Origin of the sequence: Variovorax sp. HJSM1_2 (assembly GCF_049316285.1) — a bacterium.
Taxonomy (GTDB): Bacteria; Pseudomonadota; Gammaproteobacteria; order Burkholderiales; family Burkholderiaceae_C; genus Rhodoferax_B.
Window position 1 is genome coordinate 1 of record NZ_JBMOXA010000004.1, and the last position, 18,535, is coordinate 18,535.

Sequence of the window (18,535 nt, forward strand, 5' to 3'; positions counted from 1 at the left end):
TGGGGCGAGTTGCTGCTGCGTTGCCGCAACCTGTCGCGCCAATGCCAGAGCCTGATTGCGCTACCGACACCGGTTCAGCCCGATGCCGGATTGACCGATGTGCGGGTGCGCATGGTCTACCGCGCCATGGCGTTCTGCCATGCCCTGCGCCAGCAACTGCGCGACGTGCCAGACCGGGGTGAGTTGCCGGCCCTGTTGCAGCCCGCTGAGTGGCAAGGCCTGAGTGGCAAACACAGCAAGACCGAGGCGCTGATGCGCCACATGGGCGGCGACCTGCAGCAGTGTTTACGAGCCCGGCAGATCGACGGCCCGCTGGCCGCCAACATCGACAACACACTCAGCGCCATGGTGGCGGCTGCGGCCTCGTGTGAGCGCATCAAACATTCGCCGCTGCCGTTCTCATATACGCTGCTGCTGCACCGCACGGCCTATATGTATTGTTTTCTGCTGCCGTTTGGTTTGGTCGACACCATAGGCTTCATGACGCCGTTTGTCGTCGGCATCGTGGCCTATACCTTCTTCGGGCTGGATGCCTTGGGCGACGAGATCGAAGAACCGTTTGGCTTGTCACCCAATGATTTGCCGCTCGATGCGATCTGCCGCACGGTTGAAATCAACCTGCGCGAATCGCTAGGCGAAACCGGCTTGCCAGCGCCGCTGCAGCCGGTGGACTACTGCCTGCTGTAAATCGCGATCACAAAACCCCGGCCAGCGCCGCAAACGACCGCAGCAAACCCTGGGCATGCGGCGTGGGCCCCAATGCGGCCAGCATCGCTGGCACATCGCGCCCGTGTGCGGCATGCACGTCGGCCCGGCGCTGGATACACGCGGCCATCAAGGGGGCGGTGAACTCGGGGTGGAACTGCAGCGACATGGCCTTGGGGCCATAACGCAGAATCTGGTGCGCATCGTGGGCGGAGCGCCCCAACACCGTGGCGCCGGGCGGCGGCACCAGCACACTTTGGTCATGGCTTAGAAACGCTTCGAAGCTGGCCGGCAGATGGCCAAAGAACGCATCCTCCTTGGCGGCTGGCGCAAGGGTGATGGGCAAACGCCCGACCTCGCTGCCGCGCGGGTGGTAGTCCACCGTACCGCCCAGCGCATGCGCCATCAGCTGGTGGCCGTAACACACACCGAGCAAGGGCCGCTGCGCCGCCACCCGCTGGCGAATCCAGGCCGCCGTGCGCTCGCTCCAATCTTCCTTGTCCGTCACCATGGACCACGAACCGGTGATGATGGCGCCAGCGAACTGCTGCACATCGGGCAGGGCTTCACCATCCGATGGGCACACCACTTCGCTGCGCACGCCGAGCGCATCCAGTATGGGGCGAAACCAGGCCGGTTGATCACCAAAGCCCTGGCGAATGTCCTCCGGAGGGCGCGTCATCTGCACGATCAGCATGGTGGACTGCGTATTCAACATTTATTCTTCCTCGTCTTCTTCAGCATCGGCAGGGTCGGTGCCTTCGTCTTCTTCGCTGCTCTGCAGCCGTTTGTCCAGGCGCTCCCTTAGCAACTGCGATTCGGCCAGCCACTGCGGCACCGGCACTGGCGCGACCACGCGCCAGCCGGGCGGGTACAACCTGGCGAGGTACGGTTCGCCCTGGTTGTCTTTGCCTATGAACCACGCCGTCACGGCGGCACCGACCAGCAGCAAACCGACTATCACGCTGCGCTGCAGCCATTGGCGCCGTGGCGGTACGATCACCCACCATTGCAAAAGCAAGCCCAATGCCAGCGCCCACCAATCCACCAACGGTGCCAGGCGCGCCAGCAGCACCCAAGAGAACGCAAATGCCGCGGCCGACATCAAGCCCGAGAGCAAGGTCGATGCCACGGACACCCCGAGCACGATGCGTACATGGCGCCAGAAATGGGCATGCCCGGCGAACAGCTTGCTCACCAAGGCGGCGGCACCCGCCCAGACCAAGGCAAAGCCCAGCAAAACAGCCAGCATCTTCGCGGCACTCACGCCAAACCGGCTGAGTTCGGCATTGTCCAGCCAGGTGCCCCACACAGCTTGCGCCATGTAGGCCAGCAACAGCATGGCCGTGAGCGCCAGACTGCGCCAGCGAAAACGTGCCAGCAACTGCTCGGGGGCGAGCGCCGCATCGGCCAAACGCAAGCGCAGCCGCAGCCGGCCCAGCACCAGGTCGTCCGCGCCGGACCAGGCGAAGCGGCTGCCACGCGCATGCTGCTGATGGCCGTGCCGCACACCGTTGAGGGTCTCCAGCACATACACGACCAGCGGCGCCTCGTCGCCAGCACCGGCCGCATCACCCGGTGCTGCCGGTGTGTCTATGCGCAAGTGCTCAGCGGCGACGTGCACATCACTCAACACCAGATCGGCCGTCAGCGCCCGGCCCACCGTCACCGGCCAATGCCGCACAGGCTGGCTCTGCAGCAGAGCGCCGCTGCGGTCGTACACGTCCAGCATGGCCAGCACAGCGTTGGCGGGCACGGCGCCGGCCAAATACATTCCGTCGTTGGCGCTCATGGTGCAGCTTCCCACTGGAAAGCTTGCACATAACGCTCGGCCAGCTTCAAGGCGTTGTCGAAATCCACACCATAGGCATCCAGCCGACCGCGCACCCCCTGCGTGGGCCGGTTGAGCGATGTGACCACCACCGACATGTCGTACAAACCGCGCAATTGCCGGTAAGCACGCACACACATCACGGCACGCATTGCCATGCCGCCACGGTCTACATCACGCTCCGTACATTCGGATGGCGTGCCCTGCGCATTCGAGCGGCTGACAAATTGCTCACTTTGAAAGTGCTTGCCATACAGGCTGGCAAAACGCATGGCGCCCAACTTGGGCGCGTCGTAGGCAACATGGCGCATGCGGATAAAGCCCGTGGTCAGCTTGCCGGCAAACAATTGGCTGTCCAACTGGCAGTTGGTCGACTCCAGCGCATAAGACTTCATGTCGGCATCACGCGCCCGACCCCAGCAGCGCGCCAGACCGTCGTCCGGCACCGGCACTTGATAGCCTTGAAAGCTCTGCACCTTGAACGGCGTGTCGAGAAAACGTTGTGTCAAGGTCTGCTGGTGCAGCAGCAACTGGCGCGTCACCTCGCCCTGGGCGCTGGCCGTGATGGCCTTGGCCTCAGCCCCGCGCAGCGTCAACGCCTGCGCAAACTCCGCTGGCACCAGAAAGCTGAGCAACTCGCCGTCCAGCCGCTTGGACACATTGACGCCGATCACCTGACCGGCCTCGTCCAGCACCGGCCCGCCACTCATGCCGGGATTGATGGCGCCGCCGAAGAAGATGCGCGGGTAGAAGCTGCGCTGCACCATGCCGTTGTAGGTGCCCTCGGTCACCGCAAAGCCGATGTCCAGCGGGTTGCCCAGCGAATACAGGCGCTCACCACGCGCCAATACGCGCTGCGGGCTGCGAAACGCCAGCGCGGGCAGTTTGTCGGCGGCCGGGGTCTTTACTCGCAGCAAGGCCAGGTCGTGCAACACGTCAAAGGCCAGCAGCTCCACATCGCCCTGCTTGCCGTCCACCGGCACATACACACCACGGTAACGCTCGGGCTCCAGCGCCAATTGGCTGGCAACGTGAAAGTTGGTGATGATCAGCCCGCTGGCCGATACAAAAAAACCCGAACCCACACTGGACTGCGCGTTGGTGTTGCGCACCAAGGTGCGGATCTGCACCAGTTTTTCACGCGCGTTCTCGTACGCGCGCTGTGCATCCCGCGACACCGGCTCGCCCCCCGGGGCCTGCAAGGCCTGTGGCTCGGAGGTTTGGGCAGGCGCTGCGCAAGGCAGCAACACGGCCACCACAAGACCCAGCCGCCACAGGAGGTATTTCACGAGTTTCATGGTTTGATTCTAGGAGTCCACCGTGGCGTGAAAAGCATCATGCAGCTTTGGCGTGAAGCTATTTATGGTGACAGCCCGGGACTCAACATCAAAGCAACACGCACTGTGGGCCCCGCGCTGCCCGGCATGCTGCCGCTCGGCAACCCACCTCTGGAGCCCTCATGTTGAAAAATACTCTAGGCAAAACCCTGGCACTCGCCACCATGCTGTACGCCAGCGCCTGCTTCGCAGCGGTCGATGTCAACAAAGCCAGCGTGGCCGAACTCGACGGCCTCAAGGGCATAGGCCCGGCCGTCTCCGGCCGCATTCTGGACGAGCGTAAAAAGGGCGAATTCAAGGACTGGGACGATTTCATCAGCCGCGTCAAAGGCGTAGGCCCCAGCAGCGCCGCCAAGTTCTCCAGCGAAGGGCTAACGGTCAACGGTGCGGCATTCAAGGGCAGCAAGCCACCCCAGGACAGCGCCAAGGGCGAAATGCAGAAGACCGACCCAAAGGACACCAAGGCGAGCAAAAGCACGCGCAGTGCGGCAGCCGACAAGAAGTGATGCGCGCACACGTAGTCGATGGCGGTGTCTGCCGCGTGCACGCCGAGGAAGATTTTTCAACGTTGCATTAACACCGCCGCATCGCTTCGCCTACCGGGCATTTCAGGCATATCCGGCAAAGCGATCCCCATGCATGCTCACCACTTCCATCTTCTCTTTAAAGGAATTTTCTGATGTTTGAAACCTCCATCGCCGGCAGCCTGCCCAAGCCCGCCTGGCTGGCTGAAACCAACAAGCTCTGGCCGCAGTGGCGGGCTGAAGGCGATGCGCTTCTCCAGGCCAAGGCCGATGCGACCCTGCTGTGGATCAAGGCCCAGGAAGACGCAGGCCTGGACATCGTGTGCGACGGCGAGCAATCGCGCCAGCATTTCGTGCACGGCTTCCTCGAGCAGGTGGAGGGCATAGACTTCGAGCACAAGGTGAAGATGGGCATACGCGACAACCGCTACGACGCCATGGTGCCGCAGGTGGTCTCGGCCCTGCGCCTGAAGGGCCGCGTACATGCCTTCGAGGCACAACTGGCGCGCGCCCACACCAAGAAAAAACTGAAGTTCACCCTGCCCGGCCCCATGACCATAGTCGACACCGTGGCCGACCGCTTCTACGGCGACAAGGTCAAGATGGCCTTCGCCTTCGCCGAGTTGCTGAATCAGGAGGCGCTGGCGCTGCAGGCCGACGGGGTAGACATCATCCAGTTCGACGAGCCCGCCTTTAATGTCTACATGAAAGATGCCGCCGACTGGGGCGTGCAAGCGCTGGAGCGCGCGGCGCAGGGCCTGAGCTGTACAACGGCGGTACACATCTGCTACGGCTACGGCATCAAGGCCAATACCGACTGGAAGAGCACCCTGGGCGACGAATGGCGCCAATACGAAACGGTATTCCCGGCGCTGGCCAAGAGCCGCATCGACCAGGTGAGCCTGGAATGCATCCACTCCCATGTGCCACCCGACCTGATGAAACTACTGGCCGGCAAGGACGTGATGGTCGGTGTGATCGATGTGGCCAGCGACGTGGTCGAGACCTCCGAGGAAGTGGCCGACACCATAGGCCGGGCGCTGCAGTTTGTCCCCAAGGAACGGCTGTTCCCGTGCACAAATTGTGGCCTGGCACCGATGTCGCGCGATGTGGCCTGGCGCAAGCTGGAAGCGCTGGCCGCAGGCACGAAGTTAGCCAAGGAGCGTTTGGCCACGGCGTGACGCCCATCCGGTCGCCACGCCTGGCCATCCTCGCTTTGAGTCGAACTTAGCGGCACTTACCCGCGTTTAGCCGCGGGTCCATAACCACCACCACCCGGCGTGTGGATCTCGAAGATGTCGCCCGGCTGCATTTCTGCCTGGCCGATGTGTGCCAGCTCTTCCACACGGCCATCGACGCGCACCACGCGGTTGATACCCACGGCTCCGGCCTCACCGCCGGCCAGGCCAAACGCGCCACGCAGCCGTGCGTTGGACAAGATGCTGGCCGTCATAGGCTCCAGGAAGCGCACGCGGCGGATTCCGCCGTGGCCGCCGGTCCATTCACCCTTGCCGCCCGAATCCTTGCGTATGGCGTAGCTCTCCAGGCGCACGGGGTAGCGGAACTCCAGCACTTCGGGGTCGGTCATGCGTGAGTTGGTCATGTGGGTTTGCACCACACTCGTGCCATTGAAGCCGCCCACCACCTGGCCTTGGGCGTCGAACACCGGGCCCGCACCGCTGCCACCCGAAATGGTTTCGTAGTACTGGTACTTGGCGCTGCCAAAGGTGAAGTTGTTCACCGTGCACTGGCTCGCCGCCATCACACCCAGGGCGCCGAGCAGCGCGTTGGTGATGCAGGTCGAGGTCTCCACGTTGCCCGCCACCACCGAGGCCGGCGGCGCAGGGTTGAGCATGGAGCCTTCGGGAATGATCACACGCAAAGGCTTCAGGCAACCCGCATTGAGCGGAATGTTGTCGTTCACCAGTGTGCGGAACACATACAACACCGCCGCCATACACACGGCCGTGGGCGCGTTGAAGTTGTTGGTTTGCTGCGCTGAGGTGCCGGTGAAATCGATCTCGGCGCTGCGGTTGGCCGCATCAACACGGATCGCCACCTGGATCTGCGCACCGTTGTCCAGCGGCAGCGTGAAGTTGCCGTCTTTCAACAAAGTGATGGCGCGGCGCACCGACTCTTCGGCGTTGTCCTGCACGTGGTTCATGTAGGCACGCACCACGTCCAGGCCAAACTGATCGACCATCTTGCGCAGCTCTTGCACGCCCTTTTCGTTGGCGGCGATCTGCGCCTTCAGGTCGGCCAGGTTTTGTTGCGGGTTGCGGCTGGGGTACTCGCCGCTTTCCAGCAGGGCAATGATTTCTGCCTCGCGCAACACACCCTCGGCCACCAGCTTGAAGTTGTTGATCTGCACACCCTCTTCTTCAATGCGTGTGGAGAACGGTGGCATGGAGCCGGGCGTGATGCCGCCAATGTCGGCCTGGTGACCCCGCGCGCCGACGTAGAACATCGGTTCTTCACCGGGCACCGTACCCAGGTAAACCGGCGTGATCACCGTCACGTCGGGCAAGTGGGTGCCGCCGTGGTACGGGTCGTTGAGCGCAAACACGTCGCCGGGGCGCATGGTGCCCGCGTTGTCGCGGATCACCGTCTTGATGCTCTCGCCCATAGAACCTAAATGCACCGGCATGTGTGGTGCGTTGGCGATGAGGTTGCCCTCGGCGTCGAACAAGGCGCAGCTGAAGTCCAGGCGTTCCTTGATGTTTACCGAATAAGCAGTGTTCTGCAGTTGCAGGCCCATCTGCTCGGCAATGTTCATGAACAGGTTGTTGAACACTTCCAGCAGCACCGGGTCGGCCGTGGTGCCCAATGCGTAGGTCACCTTGCGCGGCACACGGCGCTCCAGCACCAGGTGGTCCAGCTCGGTGAGCTTGGCTTGCCATTCGGGCTCCACAATGGTCGTGGCATTCTTCTCGGCGACGATGGCCGGGCCAACAATTCTGTCGCCAGGGCGCAGGTCTTCACGCACCACCAAGGCGGCGTCATGCCAGGCGCCGCCGGAGTACATGCGCACCGTGTCACGGCGCGGCACTTCGCGTTCGGGATGCAAGGCGTGTGTCGCTTCTGCCGATGCATCACCGGCAACAACTGCTTCGACCGACACCGCTTCCACCACCAGGCCCTTGCCATGCATGAGGTAGGCAAAACGTTGGCGGTAGGCGGCTTCAAAACCGGCGGTGATATTCGCCAAAGTTTTCGCAACGTCTGCATCATCTGCAAAAGGCACAACCAGCGCCGAGTCGCTGCCGTCGTAACGCACGTGTACACGGCGGTGCAGCGTGATGTCGCCGGAATTGATTTCCTGGCGCAGCAGTTCACCCTTGGCGGTATCGGCCAGCGCATCCAGACGCGCCACCACTTGCGGCAAGGCGTCAGGCGTGAGCTTCAACTCCACCGCTTGTTCGCGGATCACGTTCTGGTCGGCCAGGCCCATGCCGTAGGCGCTGAGCACACCGGCCAAGGGGTGCACAAATACCCGTGTCATGCCCAGGGCGTCGGCCACCAGGCAGGCGTGCTGGCCACCCGCGCCACCAAAACACTGCAGGGTGTAGCGCGTGACGTCGTAGCCGCGCGCCACCGAGATTTTCTTGATGGCATTGGCCATCTGCTGCACCGCAATTTCAATAAAACCTTCGGCCACTTCTTCGGGCTTGCGGCCGGCACGCTCGGCCAGCTCGGCAAACTTGCCACGCACCACATCGGCGTCGAGCGCCTCGTTGGCTTGCGTACCAAACACCTTGGGGAAGTAGGCGGGCTGCACCTTGCCGACCATCACGTTGGCATCGGTCACGGCCAAGGGGCCGCCGCGGCGGTAGCTGGCCGGGCCGGGGTTGGCGCCCGCGCTCTCAGGGCCGACGCGGAAACGCGCGCCGTCAAACGCCAGTATGGAGCCACCACCGGCCGCCACCGTATGAATGCTCATCATAGGCGCGCGCATGCGCACACCGGCCACCTGGGTTTCAAACTCGCGCTCGAACTCACCCTTGAGGCCGCCACGGAAGTGGCTCACGTCGGTAGACGTGCCGCCCATGTCGAAGCCGATCACGTCGTCAAACCCGGCCAGACCCGCTGTGCGCGCCATGCCCACAATGCCACCGGCCGGGCCGCTCAAGATCGCGTCCTTGCCCTGGAAGGCGTGGGCATCGGTCAACCCGCCGCTGGACTGCATGAAGAACACCTTCACGCCCGGCATTTGCGAAGCCACCTGGTCCACATAACGGCGCAGGATGGGCGACAGATAAGCGTCGACCACCGTGGTGTCGCCACGGCTGACGAACTTCATCATAGGGCTGGTTTCATGCGAGGTGCTGACCTGGGTAAAGCCCACTTCGCGCGCCACACGCGCGGCGGCGCGTTCGTGTTCGGTGAAGCGGTAGCCATGCATGAACACAATCGCCACGCTGCGCAGGCCGGCGTCATACGCAGCCCACAGATGTTCGCGCAGGTGTGCTTCGTCCAGCGCCGCCACCACTTCGCCTTGCGCACCGACACGCTCTTCGGCTTCGATCACGCGGCTGTAGAGCAGCTCAGGCAAGACGATGTGGCGGTCAAACAGGCGCGGCCGGTTTTGGTAGGCGATGCGCAGGCCGTCGCGGAAACCCTTGGTGGTCACCAGCAGCGTGGGTTCGCCCTTGCGTTCCAGCAGTGCATTGGTGGCCACGGTCGTGCCCATCTTCACACACTCCACCAGGTCGGGGGTGATGGGCGCATCGGCGGCCAGCCCCAGCAGATGGCGGATACCGGCCACGGCGGCGTCGCGGTATTGCTCGGGGTTTTCAGACAACAGCTTGTGTGTGACCTGCGAGCCGTCGGGGCGGCGCCCCACGATATCGGTGAATGTGCCGCCGCGGTCGATCCAGAATTGCCAAAGTTTCTTTGCCATGGTCACCCTCCTTGTTGGGCCGATTGAATGGGGTCGTATCCGCTGAAATGGACCAGGTTGGAACCATTCTTGCAGGCGGCATCGGTGCGAGCCGCAATTTGCTGCAACACCGGGAAAACCCTTTTTTGCTGCGCAATAAACGTGCCGCGATTGTAGATAAGTAAACTACAATTCGTCGACAATTTGTTTACATAAATAAATTACCGAATCGTCCTTGGGGGCTGATGCCACGCGACAAAGGTCGCCGCAAAGGCCCACTGCCGAGCCACGGTGCGGCCCAATGGGGCAGCCGATCTCGGCCGCAATTTCGCCTCGTTCGCCAACCGGCACTTGCTATCGTTCGCTCCATGACCCCAAACGCCACGCCCAGCACCTCTCCACTTTTGTCTGTGCGGTCCCTGAGCGTGGAGTTCGCGGTGCCCGGCGGCACATTTCGCGCGGTCAACAACCTGAGCTTTGATGTTCACGCCGGCCGCACGCTGGCCGTGGTGGGTGAATCGGGCTCGGGCAAGTCGGTCACCTCGCAGGCCATCATGCGCCTGACCGACTACGCCAATGGCCGCGTGGCCAGCGGCGAGATCGCGTTCCAGTCGCCCAGCCGTGGCCGCATCGACCTGGTGCAAGCCGACGACGACACCATGCGCACGGTGCGCGGCAACGAGATCGCGATGATCTTCCAGGAGCCGATGACCTCGCTCAACCCGGTGTTCACCATTGGCAACCAGATTGCCGAACCGCTGATGCTGCACCAGGGCCTGAGCCCCAACGCCGCACGCGCCCAGGCGTTGAAGCTGCTGGAAAAGGTACGCCTGCCCGATGCCACACGCCTGCTTGATGCCTACCCGCATTCCTTATCGGGCGGCATGCGCCAGCGCGCCATGATTGCCATGGCGCTGGCCTGCCAACCCGCGCTGCTGATTGCCGACGAGCCGACCACCGCACTCGACGTGACCATCCAGGCGCAAATCCTGAACATCATCCGCGAGTTACAGCGCGACCTGAACACCGCCGTGTTGTTCATCACCCACGACATGGGTGTGGTGGCGCAAATGGCCGACGACGTGGCCGTGATGTGGCGCGGCCAACTGGTAGAGCAAGGCCCGGTGGAGCAGATCTTCAACGCGCCGCAACACCCCTACACCCGCGCCCTGCTCTCGGCCGTGCCCAAGCTCGGCAGCCTGCGCGGCCAGCCGCTGCCCAAACGCACACCGCTGGTGGTACTGGAAGACGGCCAACCCAAAGAGGTGGGTGTGGAGCAAGTGCAAGACACGGTGACACCCGGCGCGCCGCTGCTGACGGTAGACAAACTCACTACCCGCTTCGACGTCGGCCACAGCTTTTTTGGCCGCGTCACCCACCGTGTGCATGCTGTTGAATCGGTGAGCTTCGACATCTACCCCGGCGAGACCCTGGCGCTGGTCGGCGAATCGGGCAGCGGCAAATCGACCATAGGCAAAACGCTGATGCAATTGGTGAAGGGCAACGGCGGCAGCGTGCACCTCAACGGCCACGACATCAGCACCATGGACGCCGCCGCGCAGCGCCGCCTGCGCCAGGACGTGCAGTACATCTTTCAAGACCCCTACGCCTCGCTAGACCCACGCAAGCCGGTGTCGTTCAGCATTGCCGAGCCCATCTTGACGCACCGCCTGCTGAGCGAGCCACGCGCCATTCGCCAGCGGGTACAAGAGCTGCTGGAATGTGTGGGCCTGCGCCCCGAACATGCTGACCGTTACCCGCACGAGTTCTCCGGCGGCCAGCGCCAACGTGTGTGTATTGCGCGCGCCCTGGCCTGCAACCCCAAGCTGGTGATTGCCGACGAATCGGTCTCGGCACTCGACGTGTCCATCCAGGCGCAAATCATCGACCTGCTGATGGCGCTGCAGGCCGAGCGCAAGCTGTCGTACCTGTTCATCACCCACGACATGGCCGTGGTCGAGAAGATCAGCCACCGCGTGGCCATCATGTACCTAGGCCAGATCGTCGAAATCGGCCCGCGCCAAAGCATTTTTGAAAACCCGCAACACCCCTACACCCGCAAGCTGCTGGCGGCCGTGCCGGTGGCCGAACCCGGCCGCTTGATCGATGCGCGCCTGATCGAAGGCGAGATTCCCAGCGCGGTGCGCCGCGTAGGCCAGGAGCCACGTGTGCACAGCTTGCGCGAAGTGGCACCGGGCCATCAGGTGGCGTTGGTCGAGGCTGCATAAACCTGTTCTCCGTTCTCCCGTTCCCCGATTTCTTTCCCAAGTTTGACATCCCCACCCCAGGAGCACTCCATGAAGCTGAAGAAACTCATTGCCACGTCCAGCCTGGTCCTCACCAGTCTGGCAGCCAGTCTTGGCGCGCCTTCGGCCCACGCCGCCGGCACCCTCACCGTGGCGCTGCACCAGGATCCGGGCAACTGGGACCCGATCGCCACCTTTCTGGTGGCCTGGGGCGCAGTCGGCAGCCAGGTGTTTGACGGCCTGGTGATACGCACGCCGGACATGAAGATCGTGCCCGGCCTGGCCACCAAGTGGGAGTTTCTCGACAAAAACACCAAACTGCGTTTCACGCTGCGCCAGGGTGTGAAGTTCCACAACGGCGAACCCTTCGATGCCGAAGCCGTGAAGTTCACCTTCGACCGCCTGCTGGGTGAAGAAGGCAAGAAGGGCCCACAGCAATCGAACTACAACGCGATTGAAAAAGTGGTGGTGGTCAATGCCAACACCGTGGACCTGATCCTGAAGAGCCCCGACCCGGTGCTGCTGACCAAGCTCAGCGGCTATGGCGCCATGATGGTGCCGCCCAAATACATCAAGGAAAAGGGCAGCCAATACTTCGGCATGAACCCCGTGGGTACCGGCCCGTTCAAGTTCAGTGAATACAAGCCCAAGGTCAGCCTGAGCTTTGAACGCAATGCCGATTACTGGGGCGGCGCGCCCAAGGTCGACAACCTGGTCTACCGCTTCATCACCGAGCCCGCGACCCAGGCCGCCGAGCTGCAGGCTGGCCGTGTGGACGTAGCCAACCAGATCCCGCTGGCCATGATCGACACACTGAAGAAAGACAGCAAGCTGTCGGTGGTGAGCATGGACGGCCCGGTGTCGCTGGCGCTGCGCTACAACACCCAGCGCGGCATCATGAAGGACCGCGAAGTGCGCAAGGCCCTGACCATGGCCGTGGACCGCGACACCATCATCAAGTCGATTCTGCTGGGCCACGCCAAGCCCATCGCCAGTTTCCAGGGTGAGTTGTCGTTTGGCTACGATCCCGCGCTCAAGCCCCTGCCCTTCAACCCCACCCAAGCCAAAGCCATGCTGCAAAAAGCCGGTGTGAAGCCGGGCACACAAATCCAGCTCGACTTCCGTGGCCCGGACAGCAACTTCCGCGAAGTCTCGCAAGCCGTCGCCGGTTACCTGGGTGCGGTGGGCATCACGGTGTCGCTCAAGCCATATGAAACCAATGTGCTGCTGAACGACATCATCCCTAGCGGCAAGACCGGCGAGATGTGGCAAAACCAATGGGGCGGCTGGACCTTCGACTACGACAACACCGCCTACGCGATGTACTACACCAAGCAGCGCTGGAACCCGTTTGACGACGACGCCAAGCTCAACGCCCTGCTGCACACCCAGCGCAACTCCTGGGACCAGGCCGCACGCAAGGTCACGCTGCAGGAGATCGGCCGTTATGTCGCCGACCAGGCACTGGAAATGCCGCTGTACAGCCTGAACACCGTCTACGGCCTGAACAAGCGCGCCAAGAACCTGGCCCTGCCCGCCGATGGCCGCTTCCGCTTCACTGAAGCGACAGTCGAGTAAGCCTTCGCTAGCCAAACCACCAGCCCCACGCCATGAGTTCTTTTTTGTTGAAACGGCTGCTGCAGGCGATCTTCGTCGTGCTGGCCGTCACCTTGTTCGTGTCTTATGCCGTGCGTTTGTCCGGTGACCCCGCACTCATGCTCAGCCAGGGCGCGGGCAGCGTGACCGAAGAAGACCTGGCCAATATCCGCACCGGCCTGGGGCTGGACCGGCCTTTCCTGGTGCAGTACGGCGACTTCCTGTGGGGCGCGGTGCGCGGCGACTTCGGCAACAGCTTCATGGGCGGCACGCCGGTGTCGCGCCTGCTGCTCGACGCCGCGCCGGCCACACTGGCGCTGGCGCTGGTGTCGCTGCTGCTGTCGGTACTGGTGTCGATTCCGCTGGGCATTCAGGCGGCGGTGCACAAGGGCAAAGGGGTGGACCAGTTCATCCGTATCACCTCGCTGGTGGGCCTGTCTTTCCCCAACTTCTGGCTCGCCATCATGCTGGTGCTGCTGTTGTCCATCACCTTCCCGCTGCTGCCGCCTTCGGGTTGGGACGGCCCGGCCAGCCTGGTGATGCCGGCGCTGACCATGGGTGTGATCCTGTCGGCCACCAATGTACGCCTGGTGCGCACCGCCATGCTGGAAACCCTGTCCGCGCAATACATCATGGTGGCGCGCAGCAAGGGTTTGAAGGAGCGTGTGGTGCTCTACAAACACGCGCTGCGCAATTGCGCCATTCCGCTCATCACCTACATAGGCCTGCAGTTTGGCAACCTGATTGGCGGCATTGTGGTGGTGGAGAAAGTCTTCAACTGGCCGGGACTGGGCACGCTGGCGTTCGACGCCATCTCCGGCCGCGACTACCCCGTGCTGCAAGCCACCGTCACACTGCTGTCGGTGCTGATCGTCTGCGCCAACCTGCTGGTTGACATTGCCTACGGCCTGGTCGATCCGCGTATCCGCAGCAAATAAAACCAGATTGCCCCATGTCCTCAGCTACCCAAGTGACCTCCACGCCCTCGACTGCCAAACCAAGCCGCCACGGCAGCCCCTGGCGCTCACTCGAATTTGTGCTCGGCGCCGGCCTGACCGGCAGCATGTTGCTGCTGGTGCTGTTCTCGGTGTGGATCTTCCCCGACCGCGGTGCGGCCATGGACCTGGGCGCCCGCCTCACCGCGCCGTTCACGTCTTGGGCACACCCGCTAGGCGCCGACCCGCTGGGGCGCGACGTGCTGGCACGCGTGCTGGTGGGTGGCCGCATCTCGCTGATGGTGGGTTTCCTGTCCACCCTAGGCGCGGCCACCTTGGGCATCACCATAGGCCTGATCGCCGGTTACTACCGTGGCTTCTGGGACATGCTGCTGATGCGTTGTGTGGACATACAACTGGCCCTGCCCTTCATCCTGATCGCGCTGACCTTCATCACCATCCTCGGTGGCGGCCTGGGCAACATCATCATCTTCATGATCATCTCGCAGTGGGTGCAGTTTGCACGCCTGGTGCGCGGCATGGTGCTGTCGGTGCGCGAGCGCGAGTTTGTGCAGGCGGCGCGCTCGTTCGGCGTGCGCGATCTGGCGATGGTGCGCCACCACATCCTGCCCAACGTGATCGGGCCGGTCATCATCCTGATGACACTCAACGTGGCCAACAACATCCTGCTCGAATCCAGCCTGACCTTCCTCGGCCTGGGCGTGGACCCGCTGATCCCCAGCTGGGGCGGCATGCTGGCCGATGGCCGCACCTATATGCAAAACGCCTGGTGGGTGAGTGTGTTCCCCGGCGTGGCCATCATGCTCACGGTGCTGGGCCTGAACCTGCTCGGCGACTGGCTGCGCGACCGCCTCGACCCCACCGGAAAACTATGAAGACCCCGGCCATGACTTCCAGCTCCAACGTCTTGCTCGACCAATCCCTGCCCCGCACACTCGATGCCTGGGTGGCCCAATTCAGCCAGCCGGCCTGGCACGGCGCGCAGCTCGAAGCCTGGTTGTTTGAAGGCGCCGAGGCGCGCCGCGCAGCAGAAGAAACGCTGGCCGCCGCCGGTGTAAAGGCCAGGCTGCGCAGCGCCTACAAACCCTTGCTGCATTTCTTCCTGGAAGAAGTGGACCTGGGCCAAATCGCCTCAGCCCAGGTGTGTTACCCGGTGCACAGCGCCGCCACGGCACAGCGCTTCTGGCTAGAAGCCTACCCGCTGGCCGCCTTGCTGCCAGCCGGTGTTTTGCAGGGCGTGGCCGGTGGCGAAGCGCTGGTCTACCAGGTCACATTGCGCCTGAAAGACGGCAGCACCCAACAACACCAGGTGTTTGCGCCCAACCAATTGCAGCGCGACCCGCTGGGCCATGAGCTGCTGTCGCCTACAGGTTGGCTGCGCGCCGTGCCGGCCGCGGGGGCAACGGTGGCGGCACTTGATCAGGCGTGCCGCACCGAGGTCGAGCAATTGTTCGCCCAGGTGTTGTCTACCGTGCAGCAGCACCCCTGGCCGCAAACCGAGCCGTATTTCGAGCGGCTGGACATTCGCCTGGACCTGCCGGGTTATGAATGTGCCGTGCCGGGCATGCCCGGGGCACCAGAGACCATCAGCACCCTGGAGGCCTTGCACGAAGACCTCTATTTTTCGCTGCTCGAAATCTTCCAGCACCACTCCGGCCGCCCTACCGGCGACCGGCGTTTGCAGCCGGGCCAGATCGTGCCCGATGTGCGTTTTGGCGCACCGCGTGTCTGTATCACGCTGAACAGCTTCAACACCGCCGCGCAAGATGCCTGCGCCCCCGTTGACACCACGGACGGTGTGGCGCTTGATGCGCTGGGCGCGGCGCCGCCGCCCGCACGCATCCAGCATGAGATGGCGCAACTCGGCGGACAAACCTTCAACGCCAGTACGCGCCAGGGGCGTAGCGTGGTTGGCCTGTACCGGACGGGCAGTCAGGCGCCGGTGCTGATCAGCGGCGGCCAACACGCCAATGAAACCTCGGGCATCGTCGGCACACTGCGTGCAGCGCAGGTGCTGCGGCAACAGCCTGACGCCCACTTCGCCCTGATCGCGCTGGAGAACCCCGACGGCTACGCCATGCACCGCGAGCTCTGTGCACAGCACGGCGAACACATGCACCACGCCGCGCGTTACAGCGCGCTGGGCGACGACATCGAATACCGTGAAACGGCGCCGCTGTTTGAACGCGAGGCGCGTGAACACGCACTCACGCTGTCCGGCGCCCAACTGCACCTCAACCTGCACGGGTACCCCGCACACGAATGGACACGCCCCTTGTCGGGCTACATTCCGCGTGGTTTCGATTTGTGGACCATCCCCAAGGGCTTCTTCCTGATCTTGCGCTACCACACGGGTTGGCAAGCACAGGCGCAAGCGCTGCTGGAACAGGTGTGTGCGGCGCTACGCGAAGTGCCGGGTCTGATCGATTTCAACGCGCAACAGATGGCGCTCTATGCCGAACACGCTGGTCCCATGCCGTTCCCGGTACTGGACGGCACGGCCTACACCATCAGCGAGGTCAACCGGCCCGGCGCGCCAGTCACCTTGATCACCGAGTTCCCCGACGAGACGGTGTATGGCGACGCCTTCCGCTTTGCACACAGCGTGCAGATGGCCACCGTGTTGGCGGCAACGAAGGCATGGCAAAACATTGCGCCGCCTCTGGTCAACCCATCAAAACAATAGCTAGCTGCGCATGCCCAGCATGCGCTAAAGCCTTATTTCATCAAAGAGAGGCGGCCGCCCGCGCCGCCTGGTCGTACATGCCAGACAACACGCGCAGCAGCCGCGCCAGCTCCCCTATGTCGCGGTTCAGTGCGTCGTCGGCCTGCAGCGCGTCGATCAAACAGGACTCGCGGATCTCGCGGTAACGCTGCACGTAGGCGCGGCCGCTCTCGGTGGCGGCGTAGGTCACTTCCTTGCCGTTTTTCTGCGATGCGACCACGCCCAGGGACAGTAACTTTTTCAGTGCGTAGTTCACCAAATGGGTGTCTTCCACGTTCATGATGAAGCAGATGTCGGCCAGGCGTTTGTCGCGTGCGCGGTGGGTCACGTGGTGCAGCACCACCACATCCAGCGGCGTCAAATCCTTCAAGCCCGCAGCCGCCATGCAATGCACTACCCAGCGGTGAAAGGCATTGCTGGCGACGATCAGGCCAAACTCAAACTCGCTCATCTCCGCGCTTTGGTCGGACACTAGGTGGGCCGAAGAGACGATGGGTGGGCTTTCACCTTTGACACGGGGGTTGGATTTGGCGGCCATTCGGAGATCTCCTAGGTCTGGCACGGGTTGTGCATGCCGATTTATTGTAGACATGCAGGAGGTGATTTGTTGATAGTTTGTCGACATTTGGGATAAGCCCTTAGCAGGTTTTGCACCAAACCAGATACATTGACTCTCCCAAACTGGCCCCATTTTCACCATCCTATTCACGCGTTCCCCCACTATTGGAGCACCCTGATGAAGCGTCGCATCTTCTCTGCCACCAGCCTGAGCCTGGCATTGGCCTTTGGACTTTCTGCTGCACCGGCCATGGCCCAAACCAAGTGGGACCTGCCCACCGCCTACCCCGCCACCAATTACCACACCGAGAACATCACCCAGTTCGCCAAGGATGTGGACGCGGCCACCGCAGGCAAGGTCAAGATCACGGTGCACGCCAACGCGTCGCTGTTCAAGGCGCCCGAAATCAAGCGCGCCGTGCAAAGCGGCCAGGCGCAGGCCGGTGAAATCCTGCTGGCCAACTACGCCAACGAAAACCCGATCTACGCGCTTGACGGCGTGCCCTTCCTGGCCACCACCTACCCACAAGCCAAGAAGCTGTATGACGCCTCTAAGCCGACGATGGAAAAGATGCTCGCCGCGCAAGGCATCAAGATCTTGTTCATGGTGCCATGGGCGCCACAAGGCATTTATTCCAAGAAAGAAATCAGCTCGGTGGCCGATCTGCGTGGCATCAAGTGGCGCGCCTACAGCCCGGCCACGGCCAAGATTGCAGAACTGATTGGCGCCCAGCCGGTGCAGATCCAGCAAGCCGAATTGAGCGCCGCCATGGCCACGGGCGTGATCGAAAGTTATATGAGCTCGGGCTCCACCGGCTACGACACCAAGACCTTTGAAAGCCTGAAGAACTTCTACGACACACGCGCCTGGATTCCCAAAAACGCCATTCTGGTGAACGCCAAGTCGTTTGACGCCTTGGACGCTCCGACCAAGGCCGCCGTGTTGAAGGCCGCCGCCGACGCTGAAGTGCGAGGCTGGAAAGTCGCTGAAGAAAAGAACGACGAATACAAGCGCCTGTTGACCGAGCGCGGCATGAAGATCCACCAGCCCTCGGCCAAGCTCGACGCGGACATGCGCCAGGTCGGCGGCATCATGCAAGCCGACTGGCTGAAGGCTGCGGGCCCAGACGGCGCTGCCATCGTCGACGCGTACAAGAAATAAACCCTTCGATCAATCG

The 18,535-nt window shown here is 63.0% G+C and carries 14 protein-coding genes; 9 read left to right on the forward strand and 5 right to left on the reverse strand.

The window, feature by feature from the left end; translation table 11 throughout:
- A partial coding sequence (locus ACFQ95_RS05605; RefSeq protein WP_422829848.1) for a bestrophin family protein occupies positions 1–687 on the forward strand: 687 nt, incomplete at its 5' end.
- Positions 688–694: 7 nt separating this feature from the next.
- Here ACFQ95_RS05605 and ACFQ95_RS05610 read toward each other — a convergent pair.
- Genes ACFQ95_RS05610 through ACFQ95_RS05620 form a run of 3 tightly spaced genes read right to left on the reverse strand, consistent with a single transcriptional unit; the run spans position 695 to position 3,834 of the window.
- On the reverse strand, positions 695–1,423 hold the full coding sequence (locus tag ACFQ95_RS05610) for a glutamine amidotransferase (RefSeq protein ID WP_422829849.1): 729 nt from the start codon (positions 1,421–1,423) through the stop codon (positions 695–697).
- Positions 1,424–2,497, reverse strand: coding sequence for a hypothetical protein (locus ACFQ95_RS05615; protein WP_422829850.1), 1,074 nt, complete (start codon positions 2,495–2,497; stop codon positions 1,424–1,426).
- Positions 2,494–3,834, reverse strand: coding sequence for a S1 family peptidase (locus tag ACFQ95_RS05620; RefSeq protein WP_422829851.1), 1,341 nt, complete (start codon positions 3,832–3,834; stop codon positions 2,494–2,496). The genes ACFQ95_RS05615 and ACFQ95_RS05620 overlap by 4 nt, the downstream gene beginning before the upstream one ends.
- A gap of 161 nt (positions 3,835–3,995) precedes the next feature.
- Here ACFQ95_RS05620 and ACFQ95_RS05625 point away from each other — a divergent pair, with 161 nt between their 5' ends.
- On the forward strand, positions 3,996–4,379 hold the full coding sequence (locus ACFQ95_RS05625) for a ComEA family DNA-binding protein (protein WP_422829852.1): 384 nt from the start codon (positions 3,996–3,998) through the stop codon (positions 4,377–4,379).
- Between the two features lie 173 nt (positions 4,380–4,552).
- Complete coding sequence (locus ACFQ95_RS05630) at positions 4,553–5,578, forward strand: methionine synthase (RefSeq protein WP_422829853.1); 1,026 nt, start codon at positions 4,553–4,555, stop codon at positions 5,576–5,578.
- 56 nt (positions 5,579–5,634) lie between these two features.
- Here ACFQ95_RS05630 and ACFQ95_RS05635 read toward each other — a convergent pair whose 3' ends face one another.
- Positions 5,635–9,297 carry a hydantoinase B/oxoprolinase family protein gene (locus ACFQ95_RS05635; protein ID WP_422829854.1) on the reverse strand — a complete coding sequence of 1,221 codons (3,663 nt, stop codon included), beginning with the start codon at positions 9,295–9,297 and terminating at the stop codon, positions 5,635–5,637.
- 347 nt (positions 9,298–9,644) lie between these two features.
- Between ACFQ95_RS05635 and ACFQ95_RS05640 the strand changes: the two genes are divergently transcribed.
- The 5 genes from ACFQ95_RS05640 (at position 9,645) to ACFQ95_RS05660 (ending at position 16,760) form a co-directional block, all read left to right on the forward strand.
- Positions 9,645–11,504, forward strand: a complete 1,860-nt coding sequence (locus ACFQ95_RS05640) for a dipeptide ABC transporter ATP-binding protein (protein ID WP_422829855.1) — start codon at positions 9,645–9,647, stop codon at positions 11,502–11,504.
- A 69-nt stretch (positions 11,505–11,573) separates the two neighbouring features.
- Positions 11,574–13,100, forward strand: a complete 1,527-nt coding sequence (locus ACFQ95_RS05645; protein ID WP_422829856.1) for an ABC transporter substrate-binding protein — start codon at positions 11,574–11,576, stop codon at positions 13,098–13,100.
- A 32-nt stretch (positions 13,101–13,132) separates the two neighbouring features.
- Entirely contained in the window at positions 13,133–14,056 is a 924-nt protein-coding gene (locus ACFQ95_RS05650; protein WP_422829857.1) for an ABC transporter permease, read from the forward strand.
- 14 nt (positions 14,057–14,070) lie between these two features.
- Complete coding sequence (locus ACFQ95_RS05655; protein ID WP_422829858.1) at positions 14,071–14,949, forward strand: ABC transporter permease; 879 nt, start codon at positions 14,071–14,073, stop codon at positions 14,947–14,949.
- Positions 14,950–14,960: 11 nt separating this feature from the next.
- Positions 14,961–16,760, forward strand: coding sequence for a peptidase M14 (locus ACFQ95_RS05660; protein WP_422829859.1), 1,800 nt, complete (start codon positions 14,961–14,963; stop codon positions 16,758–16,760).
- 40 nt (positions 16,761–16,800) lie between these two features.
- Here the strand turns inward: ACFQ95_RS05660 and ACFQ95_RS05665 are convergent, their stop codons facing one another.
- Positions 16,801–17,337 (reverse strand): winged helix DNA-binding protein, encoded by a 537-nt coding sequence (locus ACFQ95_RS05665; protein ID WP_422829860.1) that lies wholly within the window; start codon positions 17,335–17,337, stop codon positions 16,801–16,803.
- A gap of 198 nt (positions 17,338–17,535) precedes the next feature.
- Between ACFQ95_RS05665 and ACFQ95_RS05670 the strand changes: the two genes are divergently transcribed.
- Positions 17,536–18,519, forward strand: coding sequence for a TRAP transporter substrate-binding protein (locus tag ACFQ95_RS05670; protein WP_422829861.1), 984 nt, complete (start codon positions 17,536–17,538; stop codon positions 18,517–18,519).
- The last annotated feature ends 16 nt before the right edge of the window (positions 18,520–18,535 follow it).

What these genes read in the sequence shown, in the direction of transcription:
- ACFQ95_RS05630 (WP_422829853.1), top strand. Translation starts at nt 4,553, where the DNA reads ATGTTTGAAACCTCCATCGCCGGCAGCCTGCCCAAGCCCGCCTGGCTG.
- ACFQ95_RS05620 (WP_422829851.1), bottom strand. Translation starts at nt 3,834, where the DNA reads ATGAAACTCGTGAAATACCTCCTGTGGCGGCTGGGTCTTGTGGTGGCC.
- ACFQ95_RS05645 (WP_422829856.1), top strand. Translation starts at nt 11,574, where the DNA reads ATGAAGCTGAAGAAACTCATTGCCACGTCCAGCCTGGTCCTCACCAGT.
- ACFQ95_RS05650 (WP_422829857.1), top strand. Translation starts at nt 13,133, where the DNA reads ATGAGTTCTTTTTTGTTGAAACGGCTGCTGCAGGCGATCTTCGTCGTG.
- ACFQ95_RS05635 (WP_422829854.1), bottom strand. Translation starts at nt 9,297, where the DNA reads ATGGCAAAGAAACTTTGGCAATTCTGGATCGACCGCGGCGGCACATTC.
- ACFQ95_RS05625 (WP_422829852.1), top strand. Translation starts at nt 3,996, where the DNA reads ATGTTGAAAAATACTCTAGGCAAAACCCTGGCACTCGCCACCATGCTG.
- ACFQ95_RS05615 (WP_422829850.1), bottom strand. Translation starts at nt 2,497, where the DNA reads ATGAGCGCCAACGACGGAATGTATTTGGCCGGCGCCGTGCCCGCCAAC.
- ACFQ95_RS05610 (WP_422829849.1), bottom strand. Translation starts at nt 1,423, where the DNA reads ATGTTGAATACGCAGTCCACCATGCTGATCGTGCAGATGACGCGCCCT.
- ACFQ95_RS05640 (WP_422829855.1), top strand. Translation starts at nt 9,645, where the DNA reads ATGACCCCAAACGCCACGCCCAGCACCTCTCCACTTTTGTCTGTGCGG.
- ACFQ95_RS05670 (WP_422829861.1), top strand. Translation starts at nt 17,536, where the DNA reads ATGAAGCGTCGCATCTTCTCTGCCACCAGCCTGAGCCTGGCATTGGCC.
- ACFQ95_RS05660 (WP_422829859.1), top strand. Translation starts at nt 14,961, where the DNA reads ATGACTTCCAGCTCCAACGTCTTGCTCGACCAATCCCTGCCCCGCACA.
- ACFQ95_RS05665 (WP_422829860.1), bottom strand. Translation starts at nt 17,337, where the DNA reads ATGGCCGCCAAATCCAACCCCCGTGTCAAAGGTGAAAGCCCACCCATC.
- ACFQ95_RS05655 (WP_422829858.1), top strand. Translation starts at nt 14,071, where the DNA reads ATGTCCTCAGCTACCCAAGTGACCTCCACGCCCTCGACTGCCAAACCA.